This window comes from Paracoccus sp. L-17, from assembly GCF_056857655.1.
This window is the reverse complement of sequence record NZ_JBSXNM010000027.1, coordinates 31549-51721: the sequence shown is the minus strand read 5'-3', so window position 1 is coordinate 51721 and position 20173 is coordinate 31549. Positions and strand designations below refer to the sequence as shown.

At 67.6% G+C, this 20173-nt stretch carries 16 protein-coding genes; 6 read left to right on the top strand and 10 right to left on the bottom strand.

Going from position 1 to position 20173, the window contains the following annotated elements:
• Positions 1–35: 35 nt before the first annotated feature.
• The 3 genes from AC13CR_RS03740 to AC13CR_RS03730 form a co-directional block, all read right to left on the bottom strand.
• A complete protein-coding gene (locus AC13CR_RS03740; protein ID WP_293014635.1) occupies positions 36–665 on the bottom strand; it encodes a hypothetical protein in 630 nt (209 codons plus the stop codon).
• 169 nt (positions 666–834) lie between these two features.
• Positions 835–2118 carry a glycosyltransferase family 4 protein gene (locus AC13CR_RS03735; protein ID WP_293014643.1) on the bottom strand — a complete coding sequence of 428 codons (1284 nt, stop codon included), beginning with the start codon at positions 2116–2118 and terminating at the stop codon, positions 835–837.
• 39 nt (positions 2119–2157) lie between these two features.
• A complete protein-coding gene (locus AC13CR_RS03730) occupies positions 2158–3120 on the bottom strand; it encodes a glycosyltransferase family 2 protein (RefSeq protein WP_446233091.1) in 963 nt (320 codons plus the stop codon).
• A 349-nt stretch (positions 3121–3469) separates the two neighbouring features.
• On the opposite strand from AC13CR_RS03730, the gene AC13CR_RS03725 reads away from it, so the two are divergent.
• The gene (locus tag AC13CR_RS03725) at positions 3470–4102 is read left to right on the top strand and encodes a VPLPA-CTERM sorting domain-containing protein (RefSeq protein WP_293015494.1); all 633 of its coding nucleotides are present in this window, start codon (positions 3470–3472) and stop codon (positions 4100–4102) included.
• A gap of 230 nt (positions 4103–4332) precedes the next feature.
• Complete coding sequence (gene xrtD, locus AC13CR_RS03720) at positions 4333–5883, top strand: VPLPA-CTERM-specific exosortase XrtD (RefSeq protein WP_293013159.1); 1551 nt, start codon at positions 4333–4335, stop codon at positions 5881–5883.
• A 53-nt stretch (positions 5884–5936) separates the two neighbouring features.
• On the opposite strand, the gene AC13CR_RS03715 is transcribed toward xrtD, so the two are convergent.
• The 5 genes from AC13CR_RS03715 to AC13CR_RS03695 form a co-directional block, all read right to left on the bottom strand.
• Positions 5937–7061 (bottom strand): glycosyltransferase family 2 protein, encoded by a 1125-nt coding sequence (locus AC13CR_RS03715; protein WP_298855428.1) that lies wholly within the window; start codon positions 7059–7061, stop codon positions 5937–5939.
• Positions 7058–7510, bottom strand: coding sequence for a serine O-acetyltransferase (locus tag AC13CR_RS03710; RefSeq protein WP_482900451.1), 453 nt, complete (start codon positions 7508–7510; stop codon positions 7058–7060). The genes AC13CR_RS03715 and AC13CR_RS03710 overlap by 4 nt, the downstream gene beginning before the upstream one ends.
• Positions 7504–8445, bottom strand: a complete 942-nt coding sequence (locus AC13CR_RS03705) for a VirK/YbjX family protein (RefSeq protein WP_298855426.1) — start codon at positions 8443–8445, stop codon at positions 7504–7506. The genes AC13CR_RS03710 and AC13CR_RS03705 overlap by 7 nt, the downstream gene beginning before the upstream one ends.
• Before the next feature lie 129 nt (positions 8446–8574).
• On the bottom strand, positions 8575–9552 hold the full coding sequence (locus AC13CR_RS03700; RefSeq protein ID WP_446236131.1) for a glycosyltransferase: 978 nt from the start codon (positions 9550–9552) through the stop codon (positions 8575–8577).
• A 120-nt stretch (positions 9553–9672) separates the two neighbouring features.
• The gene (locus AC13CR_RS03695) at positions 9673–10689 is read right to left on the bottom strand and encodes a replication initiator protein A (RefSeq protein WP_293013147.1); all 1017 of its coding nucleotides are present in this window, start codon (positions 10687–10689) and stop codon (positions 9673–9675) included.
• Positions 10690–11200: 511 nt separating this feature from the next.
• Between AC13CR_RS03695 and AC13CR_RS03690 the strand changes: the two genes are divergently transcribed.
• Both AC13CR_RS03690 and AC13CR_RS03685 read left to right on the top strand, forming a co-directional pair.
• A complete protein-coding gene (locus AC13CR_RS03690) occupies positions 11201–12586 on the top strand; it encodes an AAA family ATPase (protein WP_293013225.1) in 1386 nt (461 codons plus the stop codon).
• A gap of 73 nt (positions 12587–12659) precedes the next feature.
• Positions 12660–13667 carry a ParB/RepB/Spo0J family partition protein gene (locus tag AC13CR_RS03685; protein WP_293013145.1) on the top strand — a complete coding sequence of 336 codons (1008 nt, stop codon included), beginning with the start codon at positions 12660–12662 and terminating at the stop codon, positions 13665–13667.
• 127 nt (positions 13668–13794) lie between these two features.
• Here AC13CR_RS03685 and AC13CR_RS03680 read toward each other — a convergent pair whose 3' ends face one another.
• Positions 13795–16956, bottom strand: a complete 3162-nt coding sequence (locus AC13CR_RS03680; RefSeq protein ID WP_293015504.1) for a right-handed parallel beta-helix repeat-containing protein — start codon at positions 16954–16956, stop codon at positions 13795–13797.
• Here AC13CR_RS03680 and AC13CR_RS03675 point away from each other — a divergent pair.
• Both AC13CR_RS03675 and AC13CR_RS03670 read left to right on the top strand, forming a co-directional pair.
• Positions 16949–17155 (top strand): hypothetical protein, encoded by a 207-nt coding sequence (locus tag AC13CR_RS03675; protein WP_293013142.1) that lies wholly within the window; start codon positions 16949–16951, stop codon positions 17153–17155. The genes AC13CR_RS03680 and AC13CR_RS03675 overlap by 8 nt on opposite strands.
• Before the next feature lie 511 nt (positions 17156–17666).
• The gene (locus AC13CR_RS03670) at positions 17667–19019 is read left to right on the top strand and encodes a M10 family metallopeptidase (RefSeq protein WP_293014564.1); all 1353 of its coding nucleotides are present in this window, start codon (positions 17667–17669) and stop codon (positions 19017–19019) included.
• On the opposite strand, the gene AC13CR_RS03665 is transcribed toward AC13CR_RS03670, so the two are convergent.
• The gene (locus AC13CR_RS03665; protein ID WP_298856481.1) at positions 19016–20131 is read right to left on the bottom strand and encodes a glycosyltransferase; all 1116 of its coding nucleotides are present in this window, start codon (positions 20129–20131) and stop codon (positions 19016–19018) included. The two genes, AC13CR_RS03670 and AC13CR_RS03665, sit on opposite strands and share 4 nt — an antisense overlap.
• Between the last annotated feature and the right edge of the window lie 42 nt (positions 20132–20173).

Here is a 20173-nt window from a genome sequence, read left to right as displayed (position 1 = left end):
GTCACGGTGGACAGCCAGGGCCTTGCCCCCGGCAGCTACGACCTGATCGTGGCGGACAGCATCACCGACAACGGCGCAACCCTGCCCGCCGGGGTCAGCATCATGGGCGGGAATGTCCTGCGGCTGACCGTGGCGTGAGGCCGCCTGCGGCGCCGTCGCAGACAGGCGATGGCGCCCATTCCCACCGGCAGCAGAGCGGCCGAGGCCGGCAGCGGCACGGGGGCAAGCTCCCTCAGATCGAAACTGGCCATATAGCCCCAGGGCGCCTCGTCGTAACGCTCGAACCGACCCTGAAGAAGCGAACCCAGCTTTTCGAGTTTCAGATTCTGACCGTTATTCGGATCATAATAGGAATACGCGCCGACACGGCTGAGATTGTTCCACAGAAGCGTCTGACCGGGCCAGGACAGCGACATGGCCGTGCGCGATCCGTAATCTCCCAATTCCAGAATCATCCATCCCCGAACAATATCGCCGGGATCAAGCCCGTAGAGAGACGTGAAATACGGCTCTGACCCGGCGCAACCATAGCTGGCCGAACAAGACCATTCCAGATTGACCATTTCGATTTCGACGGCATAGGTGCCGCTTTCTATCGTCGCGGCCTGGACCGAGGATCCGAAGGTCGCCAGAAAGGCCGAAAACAGAATTTTTCCAATACTCATGAAAACCATCCTCCGAATGACGCGAATCGGCAAAATCCTCTCGCATTCGTGAAGAATAGAAATCCGCCACTGCCCGGCAATCTTGCAATTCTGCCAGACAATGCAATCAAGGATATAAAGCGCAGCGATATCAGTTTATTGAAGCGCGCCGCCAGGCGCGATATCGCCGTCAGGTGCGGGTTTCGAAGGGGGCGGGTTTTTCGGACCGCCGCCCCAGCACCCAGTCATAGACCGCGCGGATCTGCCCCGCCTTGCGCGACCAGAGGAATTTCCGCTCGACCCGCTGCCTCGCGGCCGCGCCCAGCCCGTCCAGGACCGAGGGATCGGCCGCGATCCGGTCCAGCACCGCGCGCAGATCCGCGATCACCGTGTCGCGATCGGCAAGCGGCACCTTGAAGCCCCAGCCGGGTTCGACCAGCTCGCCCGGCCCGGCATAATCGACGACCAGCGGCGGCAGGCCAAGCGCCATCGCCTCCAGCACCGCGCCGCCGCCGAATTCGCGGATCGAGGGGAAGGCCAGAAGATCGCAGGCCGTCATGATGGCCGGCACGTCGTCATGGCGCACCCAGCCGTGGAAGGTGACGGCATCCCCGATCCGCAGCGATTCCGCCAGCCCGCGCAGATCGGGCAGCATCGGTCCGTCGCCGATCATGTCCAGATGCAGCCGTCCCTCGCGCAGCAGGGGCGCGGCCGCCTCCAGCAGCATGTCGGTGCCCTTGCAGGGCACCAGCCGGCCCACGAAGCAGGCCCGCAGCGGCCCCGCGCGGCGGGGCGGCCTTTCGGCCCAGGGAAAGCGTTCGGGGGTGATGCCGTTTTCGGGAATATAGACGGTCCGGGACCGGTCGGGCGCCGCGATCAGCTGCTGTGTCCGGCGCGATCCGACCAGGATCGCGCGCGCCGCCCGCCAGGTCGCCCGCCGTCCCGGGATCAGCCGGATCAGCCCGCGCAGGGCGGCGAAACGCTCGCCCTCGCGGTTGCGTTCGCGCTCGAACCCCCTGGGCCAGGGCACGCCGCCGTTCAGCGGGCCCAGCACGAAGGGTATGCCGGCCTTCGCGCAGCGCCGGCCGACCAGGCTGGGCTTGGCCGGCGTCAGCGGGGTGATGCGATGGACCAGGTCCCATTCCCCGGCCAGGATGCGCGGGCCGAATTCGCGCCAGACGAGGCGTTCGAAATAGGCGTCCGAAAACAGGCTGATCGCCTGCGCGACGGTCCAGCCGCGGCCGGTCCTGCCGCCCACGCCCAGCAGGTTGGCGAATTTCCACAAGGGGCGGGCGACCCTTTCGCTGTCGATGGCGGTGAAGTCGCGGCCCTCGACCCATCCGGCGCGGGCGATGGCGTCGCGGTTGCGGATCTGCGTGACCAGATGCACATCCGCCACATCGCGCAGCGCCTGCGCCAGCGACCAGCCGACCAGCGGCACGCTGACCATTTCGGGATTGGCGGCCTCGGCCATCAGCAGAACCCTGGGCCGCCCGTCATCCTGCGTCACCGATCAGGCCCCCGTCATGCCGGCAGCCGCGAGCGGCTGCCATGATGCCGCCCGCGCGGCCTCGGTCTCGGCCGTGGCCCGGGCCTTGCCGACCCGCAGGGCGCGGCGCTGATAGGCCCGGATGAAGCGGCGCAGTTCGGCATCCTCGTGCCGCCGGGCGCCGCGCAGCCAGGCCCCCAGATAGCCCTGGATGGTCGCCAGCCCGCCCAGCACATAGGGCGGATGCGCCATCCGGTAGATTCCGGTGGCCATGAAATAGGCCGGATCCGAGCCCATGTAATATTGCCCGAACCCGTGCCGGCGGCGGCCGGTGAAGACGCTTTTCTGCGACGATCCCATCGGGCGCAGATGTTCGAACCGCAGATCCGGGTCGTTCCAGCTGACCGCGATCCAGCCCAGTTGCCGCGCCTTGTGGCAATCGATCGCATCCCACATCACTTCGCGGACAAAGCCGCCGATCTGGCGAAAGCAGTCGCGGCGGTAAAGCTTGGTCATGCCGACCGACATCTCGTCGCCGCATTTTTCCGACACCCAGCCCCCCGCGGCATTGCGGAACCAGGGCTTGCCCGAACAGGTGCCGATGCGCGGATTGTCCCGCATCCGCCCGATCAGGATCTCGAAGTAGCGCGGCGGCAGATCCAGATCCAGATCCAGCTTGCACAGATAGGGAAAGGCCGCCAGGTCCACCCGGTCCAGCCCGTGATAGAAGGCCTCGATCACCCCCGGACCCACGGCTCGGTGGCCGCGGTCGGGCGCCGTCAGAACCTCGATGACATCATGGCGGCGGGCGTAATCGGCCAGGATGGCGGGCGTCTGGTCGGTCGATCCGTCATCGATGATGATCCATTTCGCGGGCGGGACGGATTGCGCCAGAACGCTGTCCAGGGTGCGGCGCATATGGGCGGCTTCGTTCCGGCAGGGCGAGATCAGGACGTAATCGTCCGGGGCGGGATCAGAACGGGGCATCGCGAGGACTCGCACAGGCTGCTAGGGGGGTTCCGGCTTTGTGGCGCGGCACGGGCGAAAGCGCAAGCGGCCCGCGTTCCGATTCGCGCCGCCCGGGCCCCGATCCGGCGGGACCGGCCGCGGCGCGGCCGTTTTGCAGCCAGTGATTTCAGAAAATTATCGTAATACAACCTATGGCAGCAAGGCGCGGCCGGTTTTGTCTGATATTCCCCCCGCGGGGCCAATAAAGCGCCCGTCCGCCCCTTGCCGATGCTTGTGTGCCCCTTGCCGAAAGGTTAAAGTTTTAACAGACAACCGCGCCGTCGATGAACGCGGCCGGTGAGCACGTAACAAGTACAGAGGTGAGGACATGAATATTCTGAAAGTTCTTTCTGCAGGCGGCGTTCTGGCGCTGTCGGTCGGCGCGGCGAACGCGGCGACCTATTACGCGACGGATGTCATCGCGTCCGATCCGGGCTTTTGCGATACGACCCGCGATGGCGGGGCGTGCAGCAAGCCCTCGCGCTACAACCCGAACAATGCGAAGGGCGCCCCGGACGGCCGCTTCTATTCGCTGGGCCTGACGACCTATAACGACGACGGCAGCGTGGACGACGAAGGCAGCATCACGCTGGGCTTCGGCACCACCTTCCCGACCCAGCAGGATGTCAGCGTCTGGGAAGTGACCTACAACATCAGCCCCACCAGCCGGCACCGGGAAGCCGTCGACGTCTATGCGATCATGGGCGGCGTCGAAACCCTGCTGGGCCGTCTGACCAACCTCAATGGCGGCGGCAAGGTGCTGGCCGGCATGGGCTTCGAATACATCAAGCTGGTCGACGCCACGCTGAATGAATTCGGCCGCAGCGGCACCACCAGCTTCGACGGCTTCGACGTGGATTCCGTTTCGGTCGCTCCGGTTCCGCTGCCCGCGGCGGGCCTGATGCTGCTGGCCGGGCTGGGCGGCTTTGGCGTGATGCGCCGCCGTCAGAAGAAAGCCTGACCGGCGCCATCGCCGAATTCGCAAGAAAAGCAGGGGTCCGTCAGCGATGATGGGCCCCTTCACATTCCGGAATGTCTTTACCTTTTTGACAAGGCGCCTGTAGCGCGACGGTGGCAAAACGGCTATTCTGCCCCGGGTTCCCAGTGAAAGTTCGTATCATGGTCATGACGTCAGAGATCGCCGCAAGACAGACTGGCGTTTCCCATCCTGCTTCATCCTATCCCGTTTCCGTGGCGGGGATAATCGCCCTGGCCCTGGCCACGATCGCGGCGGGCTGGTTCTTCATCGACGGGCTGGATGCGCTTCTGGTGGCCTGGCAGACGCCCGAATACAGCCATGGCCCGCTGATCCCGGTCCTGTCCGGACTGATCTTCCTGAAGGAATTGCGGCAATATCCGCCGCAGCCCGGCCCGATTCCCGATCGCTGGCCCGGCGTGGTCGTGATCGTGCTGGCCTTCCTGGCCGGCACGCTCGGCAAGCTGGCCGAAATCGACGACATCGTGGCCTATGCGACGATCATCTGGGTCGGGGGCATCATCCTGGTCTCCTTCGGCTGGTCGCGCGGCCGGCTTTTCTGGCCCGCCGTGCTGCACCTGGTCTTCATGCTGCCGCTGCCCGCGACGCTGTATTACAAGGTGTCGATCTTCCTGCAGATGGTGTCGTCCGAACTGGGCGTGTCGTTCCTGAAAATGCTGTCGGTCCCGGTCTTCCTGGAAGGCAACATCATCGATCTGGGGGTCATGCGCCTGCTTGTGGCCGAGGCCTGTTCCGGGCTGCGCTACCTGTTCCCGATCATGTCCTTTTCCTACATCTTCGCGGTTCTCTATCGCGGGCCGCGCTGGCACAAGGCGGTGCTGCTGCTGGCCGCGGTGCCGATCACCGTGGTGATGAATTCCGTGCGCATCGCGCTGGCCGGCGTCATCGCGAACGAATACGGCGTCGAGACCCTGGAAGGCTTTACCCATTTCTTCGAGGGCTGGGTGATCTTCGTCATCTGCATCGTGATCCTGTTCGGCCTGGCGAAACTGATGCTGCTGTTCCATCCGGGCCGTCCCAGCCTGGCCGATGCGCTGGATCTGGAAACCACCGGCATGTTCGCCCAGCTTGGCCGGATCCGCCTGACGCAACCCTCCGCGGCCATGATCTCGGCCGCCGCGATCGGGTTTTTGGCCCTGGCCTCCTGGCAGCTGATCCCCGAAGCGCGGGGGGTGCAGACCGTCCGCACGCCCTTCGCGATGTTCCCCCAGCAACTGGGCGATTGGCGCCAGTCGGGCCCCGAAGAGCGCCTGTCGGCCGATATCGCCAAGACGCTGGCGGCCGATGATTACCGCCAGGTCACGATGCTCAGCGGCGCCGATGTCCCGCCCGTCGGCCTGTTCATGGCCTTCTACAACGATCAATCCAAGGGCGGCGTCCATTCGCCCGAGATCTGCCTGCCCAGCTCGGGCTGGGAAATCGCCGAACTGAACCGGATCGACATCGCCCCGCGGCTGGGGGTGAACGAGGCCTTCCCGATCAATCGCGCGGTCATCCAGAACGGCAATTCGCGGATGATGGTCTATTACTGGTTCCAGCAGGGCGAACGGCGGGTGGCCTGGGATCTGGCGGCGAAATTCTATCTTCTGATGGACGGGATCGGCCGCGGCCAGACGGATGGCGGCATCGTGCGCCTGACCACGCCGATCCGGGGCAACGAATCCGACGACGCGGCCGAAGCCCGGCTGATGGACATGACCCGGAACCTGCTTGATCCGCTGCCGCGCTTCTTCCCGGTCGACTAGGATGCATGCGGGCCTGGGATACGGGCGGGGCGCGCGGCCCTGCGCCGCCCCCTTCACAGCCCGTCCAGGATCCGCTTTTGCAGGGCGGGATACCAATCGTCCAGGCGCGCGATCGGGCATTCCCAGACCCGCCGCCAGTGCCGCCGCGCGATCAGCACGCCGCGCATCTGGGGAAAGTTCCACCGCCCGCTCAGCAGATCCTTGAGACTTTCCCCCAGCAGCCTGCGATACAGCATCACCCGATAGGCCCGCCGCCAGTCTTCCGGCCGTTCGGCATGGCGCCGCAGATAGACGACCATGTTCAGCAACTGGAAGACGATGACCTTCTTGCGCCGGATCCGGCCCGAGGCCGCCTCGAAATGATGCAGCCGCGCGGCCGGCGCATGAACCAGGTGGCCGTGCCGGGCATAGCGATAGCTGACATCGACATCCTCGTAGGCCGCGTAATAGCGCAGGGCCGGATCGAAAGGCTCGGCCAGGGCGATATCGCGGCGCACGCTCATCGCGCAGCCCGGCATGAAGGAGACCGAGCCCGCGCCACGCGCCGCCAGGGCCTCGGGCAGCGGCGATTGCCGCGGGCCGTCATAGCGCAGGAATGTCTCTTGCATGTTCTGCATCAGCACCTTGCGGTGAAACCAGCGCCCCGCCCGGCTGCCAAGTACCAGCCGCTGCAGGACTTGCAGCCGGCCGCGATTGCCCGATGCCTTGCGCCGCAGCGGCGCGGCGGCCGGCAGGTCGCCGGTTGCGGCCTCGGCCTCGGCGGCGGTGGCGGTGGCCTCGGGCGGCGGCGCGGGCGCGGTCTCGACCAGCGCGGTCCGGACCCCGGCGAGGCGGCCATCGGGATCGGCCTCGTAGAGCGCCAGAACGGCCTCGGCGCAATCGGGATACATGAAGGAATCGTCGTCGATGATGAAGATCACCTCGGTGTCGCACAGCGCGATGCCGGTATTGCGCTGCGTCGTCGAGGACCGGATCTCGCTGTGGACGTAATCCAGCCGGATCGCGGGCCGGGATTGCAGCATCGCGGCGATCGCATCGCGGCTGGCCTGCCAGCCGTCGCTGGCATCCACGATGACGATCTGCGCGGGCGGAACGGTCTGCGACAGGGCATGGGCGATGGTCCGGCGCAGGACGTCGGGACGGTCGAGCGTGGCGATGCAGATGCCCCAGCCGATCATCGCTGCCGCACCACCCGGGCCGGGATGCCTGTGACCGTGGCGCCGGCCGGCACGTCCGCCAGCACCACGGCATTGGCGCCCACCCGCGCCCCGTCGCCGACATGGACCGGCCCCAGGATGCGCGCGCCCGCGCCCAGATAGACCCCGCGCCCGATCCGGGGCGCGCCGCCCTGGGCCAGCTGGCCCAGCGTCACCTGCTGCATGATCAGGCAATCGGGTCCGATCACCGCATCGCGGTGAATGACGATCCCCGTCGGATGGGGAAAGCGCGTGCCGGGGTCGATCCGTGCCTCGCGGCTGATGTCGCAGGCGCCCAGCAGCGAATAGAGGACATGGCCCAGCTTGCCCCAGGCGCATTTCAGCCGCGACAGCGGCGACTTGCGGTCCCGGTGGCGCTGATAGAGGGCGATGGCCCCAAGCAGCTTCCTGTCGCGATCCTCGATCAGCATCCCGTCTCCTGCCGGTCGGCGCAGGGCTGCGGCGCCAGCGCCGGCAGGTTCGCGCGGATTTCGTCTTCCAGCCGGTCCAGGAACCGGTAGCGCCGCCGATACAGCGACCGCTTGTTCGGCTTGATCGCCTCATCCGCGCGGCGTTCCGATTGCAGGGCCAGGCGAAAGAAATGCGCGTTCTCGCGCACCCCGCCCCGGTCGCGCCAGATGGCGTCGTAATCCTGCATGGCCTGGGTCTTGGTGCCGAAGAACGGATGGCGGTGATGGCGATAATCATCGGCCACCGCGAACAGGGCGCGCACCTGCCAGTGCCGGCACAGGATCCGGCCGATCTCGATCAGCAGATCGCGCGGCCGCAGCCCGTGGGCGGCCTTGGTCAGATCGCGGTAGAGATCGGCGGCCGCGTCATCCTGGCGCCCCTGGAGGGCGCCGATCAGGCAATCGATCCCGCCGTCCCCGGCCGCCTCGGTGAACGAGAAGGCCAGCGAATAGGCCCGGAAATCGGCGACGAACAGGCTGATCGTCAGCCCGCCCTCGCGCATGAACCAGGGCGGCTGGTCCAGCACCACCGCAAGGCCGGGCCAGAGATCGGACAGATCGGCCAGGACCAGGCGCTGATCGGCGGCGAAGGGCAGCGGCGCGCCCAGCCGGTCCACGATCCGGTAATGCGCCCCGATCCGCCGCAGCCGTTCCCCGACGCCCCAGGCGGCGCAGAGATAGGGCCAGACCAGCAGCCCCGCCACCGTTTGCGGACGCTCCTCGAGGATCCGCGACAGGGCGGGGGATGGCGTCGCGGACAGCGCCGCCAGGGCGGGCCCGTGGCGGGCCGCGGCCAGGCACAGTTTCAGCCGCAGCCTGCGATGGCCGGGCCGATCGGCCGGCGCCACGTCCTTCATGCTGCGCAGAACAAGGGCCAAGGCCCGGCTGTAAGACATGCTCTGTTCTCGGCCTTTCCGTCCTTCCGCCCGGCTGTTCCGGCCGCCTGCCACGCTAGCACGGCGCCGCGGCGATACGCCATGGCCATCGTCCGGCCGGTCGCGGCGCGCGGGGTCACGGCACCGGGGTCACGGCGCCCCCTGCCCGCCGCGGATCAGCGGCCACAGGACGCGGCGGGGAAAATCGCGAAGAAAGCCCTTTGGCGCCTTCAGCCTCTGCCCCCGCGGCAGCGCCAGAAGCGCATTCAGCAACGCCCCCCCCAGCCAGCCCAGCCCCGCCGCCAGGGCGCCCGCGCGGCCCCGGGTCTTCAGATGATACAGCCGCCATGAATCGTACCAATAGGCCGGGCGCGCGACGCGGTCGGGGCGGCTGCTTCTGACATCGGTCGCGGCCCCCTCGGCATGGATCACGCGCGCGGCCGGGACATAATCGATCCGGTGGCCGGCGCGGCGGATGCGATGCATCAGTTCGACCTCTTCGTAATAGAGGAAGAAATCCGGATCGAACCCGCCCAGAGCCGCGATCGCCGGCAGGCGCATCATCACCGCCGCCCCGCTGACCCAATCGACCGGGCCTTCGGGGTGATCGGCCGGCAGCGGCACCAGGCGGGACCGGCAAAGCCGCGACAGGGCCCCCAGATTCACCGCCTGGACGAATTCGCTCAGCATCGAGGGAAAGCGGAAGGCCGCCGTCACCGGCACGCCCGAGGGCAGCGCGATGCCCGCCCCGGCCGCGGCCGCGGCCGGGTGGCGGTCCAGATGATCGGCCAGGATCGACAGGGCCTCGTTCTGCAGCCGCGCATCGGGATTGAGCAGGAAGATGTAATCGGGCGCCTCGTCGCGGCCGGCCAGGGCGCGGATGACCAGGTTGTTGGCGCGGCCGAAGCCGTGATTGGTCCGTTCCTGCCACAGGCTGACCCGTCCGCCCCAGCCCCGGGCCCGATGCGCCTGGGCCAGCCGCGCCCCGTCACCGCCCGGCGAGGCATTGTCCAGCAGGTGAATCTCGACCCGGTGATCGCCATGGCCGCGCGCCAGCACGCTGTCGACCCCGGCAATCGACAGATCGGCCGTGCCGTAATTGACGATGATGACGGCGATGCTGGACATGGTCGAAACGGGCCCCCTGGCGATCCAGTCTGCTGGTTCGGGCAGAATCCGCCAAAAGGCAAGCGCCCATGGGCTCTGAACCGCCGCCCCCGCCGCCTTCGGGCTCTTTTCCCGCCGCGCCTATTGCTGCCGGGTCCGGGCCAGCCAGCCCAGGAACGCCTTGTCGGCATCGCGCAGCCGCTTGCGCCCCGAGGAGGCCCACCAGCCGCGCCATTGCGCGGCCAGGGCATGGACATCGGCGCCGGGACGCAGGGCGCGGGCGCGCTCCAGCGTCTCGGGCGACAGATGCGGGCCCGCGCCCGGTTCCAGGACCAGCGCGCGGGGGGTGACGCGCAGGATGTCGCCCGGCGCCTCGGCCAGCAGGTAATCGGGCAGCCGGTTCTCGCGGATCATCTGGCGCAGCATGGCGCGGAAGACCCGGACCGGGCTGGTCGAGCCGGTCTTCTTGGCCAGCACCGCGACCGAGATCTGCCATTCCGGCTGGCGGCCGCAATGCTTGCGCGCCAGTTCGTAGATGCGCCGCTCCAGCGGTTTTCGCATGCGAAAGTAATCGCGGCTCAGCGTCAGCACCGACCGCGACAGGACCGCCTGGAACAGCCAGTCCGACAGGGTGATGCTGACCGCCACCATCCGGCCGGCGCGGGTCCTGCGCACGATCTCCCAGGCCTCGATCAGGCCGAAGCCGGATGTGATCTCCTGCTCGCCGGTGACGATATTGGTGGTGATGCGGGTGCCGGCCAGGCGTTCGAAGGCGTCGCGCAGCCGCTTGTAGCCATCGCCCGAGGTCTCGCGGTTGGTGGCCTGCAACAGGTCATGCGCGGTCAGGGTCAGCTTGCGCGACACCGCCCGGCCCGCGTTCAGCGCCGCCATCAGCTGGCTGATGCAGAAGATCAGGATATCGGCATCGAAGATCGTCGCCCGGCCCTTGACGCTGGGGGTGACGGTCAGGGTGGCGCCGTTATGGTCATAGCTGACCACCCGGCGGTCGGGGCGCGTGGACAGCGAGAAGATCGGATGTTCCATCGAGGCCAGGTCGTGCTTGGGCACGGGGGCCAGGAAATCGCAGACGAAGAAATCCTGCATGGCGGCGGGCGCGCCCGCCTGCGGGGCTGTCCCCGGTTGCAAGGATGCGGCCATGCCCCTGCCCTTCCCGTCCCCTGGGCCGGCCGGGTTTTCCCGGTCGCGGCCACGCTGCTGCTGCCTCTGGCGATCCGGGCCGGCGGCCTTTTCGGTCCCGGCCGGATTCGTCGTTTCATTGACACCCAGCCTACGTGTCCACAGCCGATGCGTCCAGCGCGGGGGCGCGAAAGCGGCGGCCCGGATCGGGGGATCGGAATCGCCTTGTCGGGGGATCGGAGTCGCATCATCGTGGGATCGGAATCGCCCCAGCCCCCGCACCGGATTCGGAAAGGCCGCAAGATCAGCAGCTTGCGGTAAATCCTGGCAAGGCCGGCAGGTCCGTAACAGATAACTAACTGGATTCTAACAAGGCAGGATCGGCGGAATTGCCACAGTCGCGCGAACCGAAGCCCCGGATTTGCCCAGAAAACAGCGGCGATGTTGCGATTTGCATGGCATGTATCGCGTTTTCGCGTATGATGCGTCAAAAGCGTTACATCAAGGCGCGGGCATCTCTTTCGGAGGCATGATGAGCGGACAGGACCTTCCTCCCTATTTCAACATCTCGCCCGACCGGGCGCTGTCGCTGCTGGGCGAGCCGACCGATACCGGGGGGCTGGCACGGATCGCCGAGAATTACCGCCGCGGGCGGGCCGACCTGACCGGGCGCGGGCTGGAAGAGAACGGCGACCGCCGGCTGCGGATGTTTTCCACCTGGGAGATCACCAAATACCTGATCCCCGTCGCGCCGCAGCATTTCCGCCGCGTGCTGCGCGCCCGCCCCGACCTGCCGCAGGGCCGGTCCGAGACCGGGGCCGGCGCCAAGTGGTTCACCCTGGACGAGGTGCAGCGCCTGCGCGCGCATTTCGGCGCCGAGGGGTCGAAGTCGAAGGAATACCTGCCCTATCGCCCGAAGGACCTGCCCGCCAAGATCGTCGCGGTGGCGAATTTCAAGGGCGGGGTCGGCAAGACCTCGACCTGCGCGCATCTGGCCATGTCGGCGGCGCTGGACGGCTACAAGGTGCTGATGGTGGACCTGGACAGCCAGGGATCGCTGTCCTCGATCTTCGGGGCGCAGATCGAGGATGAATGGCAGACGGTCTTTCCGCTGCTGGCGCGGCATTATGCCGAGACATTGCGCATCGACAACCAGCGCCGCATCGACCGGGGCGATCCGCCGATCGCGGTCGAGGATGCGCTGAACGAGGCGCTGAAGGTGAAGGCCGCCGACCTGATCCGGCCCACGCATTGGCCCAATATCGACCTGATCGGGGCGCAGCTGAACCTCTATTGGGCGGAATTCCAGATCCCGGTCTGGCGCATGGCCTCGCGCGGCTGGAAGCTGTGGGACGCGCTGACCGAGACGCTGGCGGCCGATGGCGTGCTGGAAGATTACGACCTGATCTTCATCGATACGCCGCCGGCGCTTGGCTATCTGACCATCAACGGGCTGGCCGCGGCCGATATCGTGCTGGTGCCCTTCGGCGCCTCGTTTTTGGAATTCGATTCGACGGGGCGGTTCTTCGACATGCTGCATTCGACCTTTGCCAGCATCGAGGAGGGCGAGAATGTCGCCGCCCGCGCCCTGGGCCGGCCGGAACTGCATTTCGAATGGGACGCGATCCGGGCGGTGATGACGCGCTACGATGCCGGCCAGCAGGCCGAGATGGCGGGGCTGATCCAGTCCTATCTGGGCCAGACCCTGTCGCCGCACCGGCAGGATTTCACCGCCCTGATCGGGCAGGCGGGCGAACAGGTCCACGGCATCTACGAGGCCGATTACCGCGATTTCAACCGCGAGACCTATGCCCGCGGCCGCGAGACCTTCGACCGCACCTATGCCGCCTTCAAGTCGCTGCTTCTGGGCATCTGGCGGCGCGAGGAGAAGGCGCAGGAGGATGCGGGCGTTGCCTGAGCGCGCGCCGCGTTAGGATTTGATGAACCGCCCCGCCCTATCCCTGGGGCCGGGCGCGCGAGGAGGACCGATCATGGCCAAGCGCAGACGCCTGACACCGGCCGCCCCATCCGGCGGCGAGACAGGATCGGAGGATCAGATGGGCTATCCCCTGGGCGTGGCGCCGACGCGCGACATCCATTCCCCGCCGGTGGCGCGGATCGCGGGCGATGCGGCGACGCGCGCGGCGCTGGAGGATCTGGCGGCCGAGATGCGCAGCGCCCGCGAGGGCGGGCGCATGGTGCAGGATCTGCCGCTGGACCGGATCGAGGCCGGGCACCTGACCCGCGACCGGATGATCTTCGGCGCCGAGGACATGGCGGCGCTGAAGGCCAGCATCGCCGCCCGCGGCCAGCAGACCCCGATCGAGGTGGTGGCGCTGAGGGATGGCCGTTTCGGCCTGATCTCGGGGGCGCGGCGGCTGAGCGCGCTGCGCGCGCTGCACGAGGAGACCGGCGAGGACCGCTTCGGCCAGGTGCGCGCGCTGCTGCGCCCCTTTGATGCCGCGCCCGACGCCTATCTGGCGATGGTCGAGGAAAACGAGATCCGCGCCGATCTGTCCTTCTACGAACGGGCCCGGCTGGCCCATGAGGCGGCGCGGATCGGCGTCTTTCCCGATGCCGGCGCGGCGGTGAAGGCGCTGTTCGTGCATGTCTCGGCCTCGAAACGCTCGAAGATCCTGAATTTCGTGGCCCTGCACCAGGCGCTTGGCGCGGCGCTGCGTTTCCCCGAGGCGATTCCCGAACATCTGGGCCTGGCGCTGGCGAAACGCGCCGCCGCGGATCCGGATTTCGCGCCCGGCCTGGCGCGCAGGCTGGCATCGAGGGCGCCGACCGATGCGGCCGGGGAACGGGCGGTGCTGGACCGCGCTTTGGCGCCGGCGCCGAAAGAGGCCGCGCAGAAGGCCACCCAGGATGCCGGCGCGGATCAGCCCGAAGGCGTGCAGATGACGGCGCGGCCGGGGCGGATCATCCTCAGCGGGCAGGGCGTGACCCCGGATCTGGCCCGCGACCTGCAGGACTGGCTGGCGGCGCGGGGCTGATCTTTCGCATGCGAAAATCCCGCCCGCCGGGAACGGCATCCGGATCGCCGGTTTTCGCATGCGAAAAGGGCCGCCCCGTCGGGGCGGCCCTTGATGGTTCGGCCGGCGGCCTTTCGCATGCGAAAGATCAGATCGGCAGATCGCTGATTTCGGGCGCGGCCTTGTGCAGATCGTCCCACAGCGATGTCAGGGCGGCATCGTTGGAATAATCGATGAAATCGGCCTCGCCCGCCTCGACCATGCGCACCCGGCCCGAACCCTGGCCGTTATCGCTGAGCGTCAGCGTGACGGTATCCGAGACATAATCGACCCGGACCAGCGCATCGCGGTTCCTGGCCATGCCGGTGATGGTCAGATCGTCGAACTTGCCGATCATCTGGTCGACATCCACCAGCACCCATTTCTGCGCCTTGGGATCGGCCTTCCATTCGGACAAATCGATGCTGAGATTGCCGTCCAGCCGGATACCCGAGGTCACCTTCGAGGTGTCAAAGGCCCCCGACCGGAATTCGGCCAGCTTGCCGAAGCCCGTTTCATCGGCGGTGAAGGCCAGATCCGCGCCCTCGTTCATGCGCAGCACCGCGCTGCCGCCATCGCCGCCGTCGAAGCCCGCCTTGGCCGCGCTGCCGGCGATCGTGATGCTGCTGCCGTCGCGCAGATCGAAGCTGGCCCCGGAGGTGGCCAGCAGCGCCTGCCCGTCGCCGCCCAGGCTGATTCCGGTCGCCCCCGCGAAGGCGCCGGTATTGGCGAAGCGGCCGCCGGTGAGGTCGATCTCCAGCCGGTCGCTGTCCAGATAATTCGCCATCCAGACCTGCCCGGCATTGCCGATCTCCAGCCGCGCGCCGGTTTCGGCGACCGAAACCCCGCCCTCGATGCCGAGCCGCCCGGACGTCGCCTTCAGCGAGCCGTAATCGCCGAAGACGAAATCGTCCACGGCGACGGTCTGGGCGCCGAACAGCACCCGGTTGCCGCCCAGATCGACGCTGTCGCCGTCCTGCGTGCCGGGCAGGTCGCCGGTATCCCAGTTCAGCCGGTTGTCCCACCGCATCCCCTCGCCGCGATCATCGGGGATGAAGCGCAGCGTGGCCTCGGCGCCGCGCAATTCGGTCGAGAGGCCGAATCCTTCGCGGAAGAAGGCATTGATCAGATCGGCATCGACGACGCGATCCAGCCTGCCATCGGCCTGGTCGCGCAGGTAATCGCCCAGATCGGCGATGCTGGCCGTCTCGCGGCCCAGCAGGTTCGCGGCGAAGTTCTGGATCGTGGTGGCGTCGAGGATTGCGGGATCCAGCCCGGCGGTATTGGCGTCGGGATTGCGCCTCTCGCCCTCGGGCGTCGTGGCCCAGTTGTAGATGATGGTATCGTCCCAGGCGGGATCCTGGCTTGATTTCAGGGCATTGTGGTTGACCGATTTCTCCGCGATTTCCGCCGGATTGCCGGGATCGGCCAGTTGCGCGACGATGTTTCCGATCAGCGCGGTCTGATAGCCGGCATTGTCGATCCCGATCGACAGGCCGCCCTCCATCGCGGCGGCCCGCTTGTGGCCGGCCGAGGTGACGAGATTGTCCAGCATCAGCGTGTAATGGCCCAGCGGCCCCTTGTTGTAGCTGTCGCCGCCCAGAAAGTTCACCGCGGCGTTGTTGTCGATGAAGCTGTTATCCTCGATGAAGGCGCCAGAGCGGATCTGGGCACCGAACGACGCCGCCCGCATGGTGATGTTGTCGCGGAAGGTCACGTCGCTGTTGTTGTAGTCGAGATAGGCGTTCTGGCTGAACATGCTGGGCGGCATCGGCGAATCCGCCGAGAGGTTGTAATCGTAGCCATCGGCCCAGCCGTTATGGTCGAAGAGGTTCTGTTCAAGCAGAAGCCCGTTGGTTTCGGAGACATAGATGCCGCCGGCGCGGTTGATATGGGGATTCCAGGTATCGCCGCCATCCACGGGTTCGTCGCGAACGATATCGACGAAATCGCTGTTGCGGATGGTGATCCGGTCGATGCCCTGGACCGAGCCGCCGCTGCCATAGAACGAGACATTGTCGAACAGCAGGTTGCTGCCCCACAGGGCCAGCATGCCGTCGATGTCGATATCCCTGACGACGACATTCGAACTGGGATCCTGGAAGACATCGACCGACCCGCCGATGACCGGATCGCTGCCCTCGCCATAGGCGCCGATGACCAGCGGATTGAGCGCGCTTTCCCCCGAGGATCCCCGCGTCACCACGCGCGTGACATCGGCGTATTCCTGACCGCGTTCGAACAGCAGCCAGTTCGAGCTCGGCCCCTTCGAGGCGGCCGTCAGGTCCTGCCACAATTCCATGCCGATATCGGGGTTCAGGGCCTTGTCCGGCGTCGCGCCGTATTCGGGACGCTGTGCCAGCCAGGCGGCGGTGACGGTCTTTTCGGACACGCCTTCCGCCCTGGCGATCTCGGCCCGGTTCAGCCCGTCATCGCTGGCCGTGACATAGACCTTGCGGTGATTCTCGCCATATTCGGTCACGGCCTTGCCGTCGCGGCCTTCCTCCAGCATGTAGTAATCGCCAAGCGACCAGCCCTTCTGCTGCGTGCCCTCGGTGATCGCGACATCCGTCCTCACCGTCCGGGTGGCGCCATTCTGGTAGGTGATCTCATAGCTGAAATCGGTCGGATCGGTATTGCCCGGATCCTCGGACAGGACCAAAGCCAGGGTGTTGTCGGGATTGACGCTGACCTGGCCGTGATCGGACTGCGACAGGATGCGGATATTGTCGATGGCGGCATCGGCGTCCGGCGGCGTGATCGTCAGCACGCGGCCGGCTTCGGCCTGCACCTCGGTGGTCAGATCGACCGAAAGGTCGGGGGCTCCGCCCGGATCCGGGACCGGATCCGGATCGACGGGGGTTTCGCCCGGATTCGGATCAATGGGGGTTTCGCCCGGATCCGGGACCGGATCGACGGGAATTCCGTCCGGATCCCCCGGCGTTTCACCCGCACCCTGGTCCACGGGCGGGCTGGTCCTGTCGGGGGCCACGGGATTGTCGAAATCGATCTTCTGGGCCTGATAGAAATCCAGCAGATTCGGTCCGGTCGTCGCGCTGGCCCGGTCGAAGGGGGATTGATCGAAGCTGGCAAGGGGGGCTGTCGTGATGGCCGGCGATCCGGAAAGCGACAGGGTCTGACTGGCCGCGGGCTGGGCGACAAGCAGAGAGGTGCTGGACGCGCCGCTTTGCCGCGCCGCGTCGATGCCATCGATCCTCGACGCCGAGCCGAGCAATCCGGGCAGGGTGACGAGGAGGTCTTGAATGAGCATGCTGAGCCTTGTTTGTGGTGATGGTTTCCGCGAAATTGCACAAAACAGTTTTTTCTACTTTACGGATTCCAGCATCCCGGAACCGGACCGGAAAAGCGAGATGCCGCGAAAGGATCGGCGGCTTGCCGCTGAAAACCGGCGGCTGAAACCCGCGCAACCAGGACAAATCAAGCAATTGTCAGGCGGTCCGGAAAAATGACCCTGCGTCAGGGAGATCGCCAGCCCGCGCCGCGGCGGCCGTCCCGGGGTCCGGTTCGCGCACCAGCGCGGCAGGCAGGCGAACCGCCCCGCGCATGGCGCCCTGCACGCCCCGATCCCGATCCGGTGACGGCCGGGCCGGGCCGAACCGGCCGCCGAACGGCAAGGCTTCGCCCCGCCATCTTCGATAAGCCGACCTTATCGGGGGTGGCGGGGCGTTCCGGCTTTTGTCGCAGTGATCCGCAATTCGGCTTCGTGCTGCGGATCATGGGGTTTTCAGATCGCAAAACCCGGTATCGCTTTCGGCTTTGCATCGGCGCCAGCCGGTCTCTGGCGCTGTGTCCGGGCCTGGCTGGCCGAGATCCTTCGCAGGCAGCACACGCGGAAAGTGTGGCCATCTTGCGCAAGATCCGGGCCGGGGCGGGAAAAAGATCGCTGGCCCGACGCTTGTGATTTGATCGCCCGGGGCCGGAAGGCTAGGGCTGGGCCTGTCTTGCATGGGGCATGGTTCGATGACTCGCAGCGCCGCCACCCAGATCGCCGGTTATCTGACCACGGGTTTCTATCGCGACATGGGCTATGCGGCGCCGCCCTTCGACAGGCAGGCCGGCGACGGGCTGACGGTCTGGATGGATCTGTCGGACCGGGCCGATCGCGGCATCGTGCGACTGGCGCTGGACGCCTGGAGCACGGTCACGGGGCTGCGCTTTGCGCTGGACGGGCGGGCGGGCGATCACGATCTGCGCTTCACCGATGCCGGCCGGGGCGCCTATTCCTACAGCACCCATGCGCGGGACGGCGAAAGGCTGTCGGCGGTGGTGAACATGGGCCAGGACTGGCTGGATGCCTATGGCGGCGGGGCGGTCAGCTATTACACCCAGAGCTGGATCCACGAGATCGGCCACGCCCTGGGGCTGGGCCATGCCGGGCCCTATGACAGCCAGGCCAGCTGGGGCGACCAGCGGTTCGGGCTGGACAGCTGGCAGATGTCGGTCATGTCCTATTTCTCGCCGGCCGAGAATCCGAACGTCTCGGCCAGCCGCGGCTATGTGCTGACGCCGATGCCCGCCGACATCATCGCCATCCAGGACCTTTACGGCGCCCCCGATGACAGGGGCGCCGATGTCTATGGCTTCGGCGGCACCGCCGGCGGCATCTATGCCCGCTTCGGCGAGATGCTGGACCGGGGCCAGATGTCGGTGCCGATCCTGCTGACCATCTGGGACGGCGGCGGGCGCGACATGCTGAACCTGTCGCGCGACAGCCACGACCAGCGCATCGATCTGCGCCCCGGCGCCTTTTCGGACGTGCTGGGCTGGAAGGGCACGCTGGGCATCGCTTATGGCACCGCGATCGAGGATGCGCGCGGCGGTCGGGGCGCGGACTGGGTCATCGGCAACGGCACCGCGAACCGGATCTGGGGCCATCAGGGCGACGACCAGTTGCGCGGCGGCGGCGGCCGTGACCGGCTGCATGGCGGATATGGCGACGATACCCTGCTGTCGGGGACCGGCAACGACACGCTGAACGGCTATGCCGGCGACGACGTGCTGTCGGGCCAGGCGGGCGACGACCTGCTGATCGGCGGCGGCGGCGCGGATCGCTTCGTCTTCCGCCTGCGGGGCGATAACGGCCATGACCGGATCGCCGATTTCACCCCGGGCGAGGACGTGCTGGATCTGCGCTGGCTGGGGCTGGAGCGGATCGCCCATGGCACGGGCGGGCTGTACGAGGGCCTGTTGCGCATCGTCGAGCGGGGCGCCGATGTCGTGCTGCGCGCCGATCTGGATCAGGACGGCCGCGCCGAACTGGATATCCTGTTGCGCGATGGCGGCGATGTCGGGCGCGACGATCTGCTGATCTAGCCTTCCAGCAGCAGCCGGGTCAGCCGGGCATTGATGCGGTCCTGGCCGAACCGCGTCACCGCCCGGTCCCGCGCCGCGGCCGACAGCGCCGCGAAAGTCGCGGGATCCTCCAGTCGCCGCAGCGCGGCGGCCCAGTCGGCCGGATCGTCGCCGGGGACGAAAAACCCCGTCTCGCCATCGCCGATCGCGTCGCGCAGGGATGCGGCGTCGCGGACCAGGCAGGGCAGGCCGCTGGCCTGCGCCTCCATGATCACGGCCGGCAGCCCCTCTTCGTAGCGCGAGGGAAAGACCAGCACCGAGGCGCGGCGATAGAACGCCGCCATGTCGCGGACCGGGGCGCAGGATTCCAGCAATCCCTGGTCCAGCCAGCCGCGGATCCGGTCTTCCGGGATGCCGCGGGGCGTGGGCAGGCCCGCCGCCGCGAAACGCCAGCCGCCGCCCTCCAGGTGCCGGGCCAGCGACAGGAAGGTGTCGAGTCCCTTTTCCGGCACCAGGCGGCCGACGAAGATCAGCCGCCGCGCGGCCAGCGGATCGGCGGCGGGGCGGAAATGATCCGGATCGATGCCGATGCCGGGCAGGGTCGCGATGTCTTGCGCCGCGCGGGCCGGATGCAGCCGCGCGATCAGCCCCGCGTCACGCTCGTTCAGCAGAACCCAGCGATCCACGGGGCCGGTGAGGGCGCGGAACAGGCGGCGCCGGGCGCCGGATTCGGCCCGCAGGAAGGCCAGCGCGCTGCCCAGCCCCTCCATCAGCGCCACGATCCGGGCACGGCGCCGGGCCAGGCGGGCCACGGCCGGGCCCAGCACGATGGGCTTGGCGTTGAAGCAGCAGATCACCTCCGGGCGATGGCGGCGGATCAGGCGGAACAGCCGCGCCATCGGGGCCAGATCGCCGGCGCCGGGGGGGCTGGCATGATCGCCGCCCAGATCGTGCCAGCTGACCCCCGTCGCCGGGAAGGGGGCGAAGAAGCCGTCCCTGTCATCGCCCCAATAGGCGCAGAGGACGCGGCAATCGTGATCGGCGACCAGCCTTTCGATCAGGGCGCGGCGAAAGCGGCAGAAGGGCATCGGGCTGCCGCCCAGGAACATCACCGTCCGCCGCCCGTCCGCCATGGCCCTGTTCCTTTCCCCGCCCGCGCTTGCTAACGCTGAGCG

Bases quoted from the DNA above. Each gene is read 5' to 3' on its own strand.
- AC13CR_RS03740 (WP_293014635.1), bottom strand. From the start codon at position 665: ATGAGTATTGGAAAAATTCTGTTTTCGGCCTTTCTGGCGACCTTCGGA.
- AC13CR_RS03735 (WP_293014643.1), bottom strand. From the start codon at position 2,118: ATGGCCGAGGCCGCCAATCCCGAAATGGTCAGCGTGCCGCTGGTCGGC.
- AC13CR_RS03730 (WP_446233091.1), bottom strand. From the start codon at position 3,120: ATGCCCCGTTCTGATCCCGCCCCGGACGATTACGTCCTGATCTCGCCC.
- AC13CR_RS03725 (WP_293015494.1), top strand. From the start codon at position 3,470: ATGAATATTCTGAAAGTTCTTTCTGCAGGCGGCGTTCTGGCGCTGTCG.
- AC13CR_RS03715 (WP_298855428.1), bottom strand. From the start codon at position 7,061: ATGATCGGCTGGGGCATCTGCATCGCCACGCTCGACCGTCCCGACGTC.
- AC13CR_RS03710 (WP_482900451.1), bottom strand. From the start codon at position 7,510: ATGCTGATCGAGGATCGCGACAGGAAGCTGCTTGGGGCCATCGCCCTC.
- AC13CR_RS03705 (WP_298855426.1), bottom strand. From the start codon at position 8,445: ATGTCTTACAGCCGGGCCTTGGCCCTTGTTCTGCGCAGCATGAAGGAC.
- AC13CR_RS03700 (WP_446236131.1), bottom strand. From the start codon at position 9,552: ATGTCCAGCATCGCCGTCATCATCGTCAATTACGGCACGGCCGATCTG.
- AC13CR_RS03695 (WP_293013147.1), bottom strand. From the start codon at position 10,689: ATGGCCGCATCCTTGCAACCGGGGACAGCCCCGCAGGCGGGCGCGCCC.
- AC13CR_RS03690 (WP_293013225.1), top strand. From the start codon at position 11,201: ATGAGCGGACAGGACCTTCCTCCCTATTTCAACATCTCGCCCGACCGG.
- AC13CR_RS03685 (WP_293013145.1), top strand. From the start codon at position 12,660: ATGGCCAAGCGCAGACGCCTGACACCGGCCGCCCCATCCGGCGGCGAG.
- AC13CR_RS03675 (WP_293013142.1), top strand. From the start codon at position 16,949: ATGAGCATGCTGAGCCTTGTTTGTGGTGATGGTTTCCGCGAAATTGCA.
- AC13CR_RS03680 (WP_293015504.1), bottom strand. From the start codon at position 16,956: ATGCTCATTCAAGACCTCCTCGTCACCCTGCCCGGATTGCTCGGCTCG.
- AC13CR_RS03670 (WP_293014564.1), top strand. From the start codon at position 17,667: ATGACTCGCAGCGCCGCCACCCAGATCGCCGGTTATCTGACCACGGGT.
- AC13CR_RS03665 (WP_298856481.1), bottom strand. From the start codon at position 20,131: ATGGCGGACGGGCGGCGGACGGTGATGTTCCTGGGCGGCAGCCCGATG.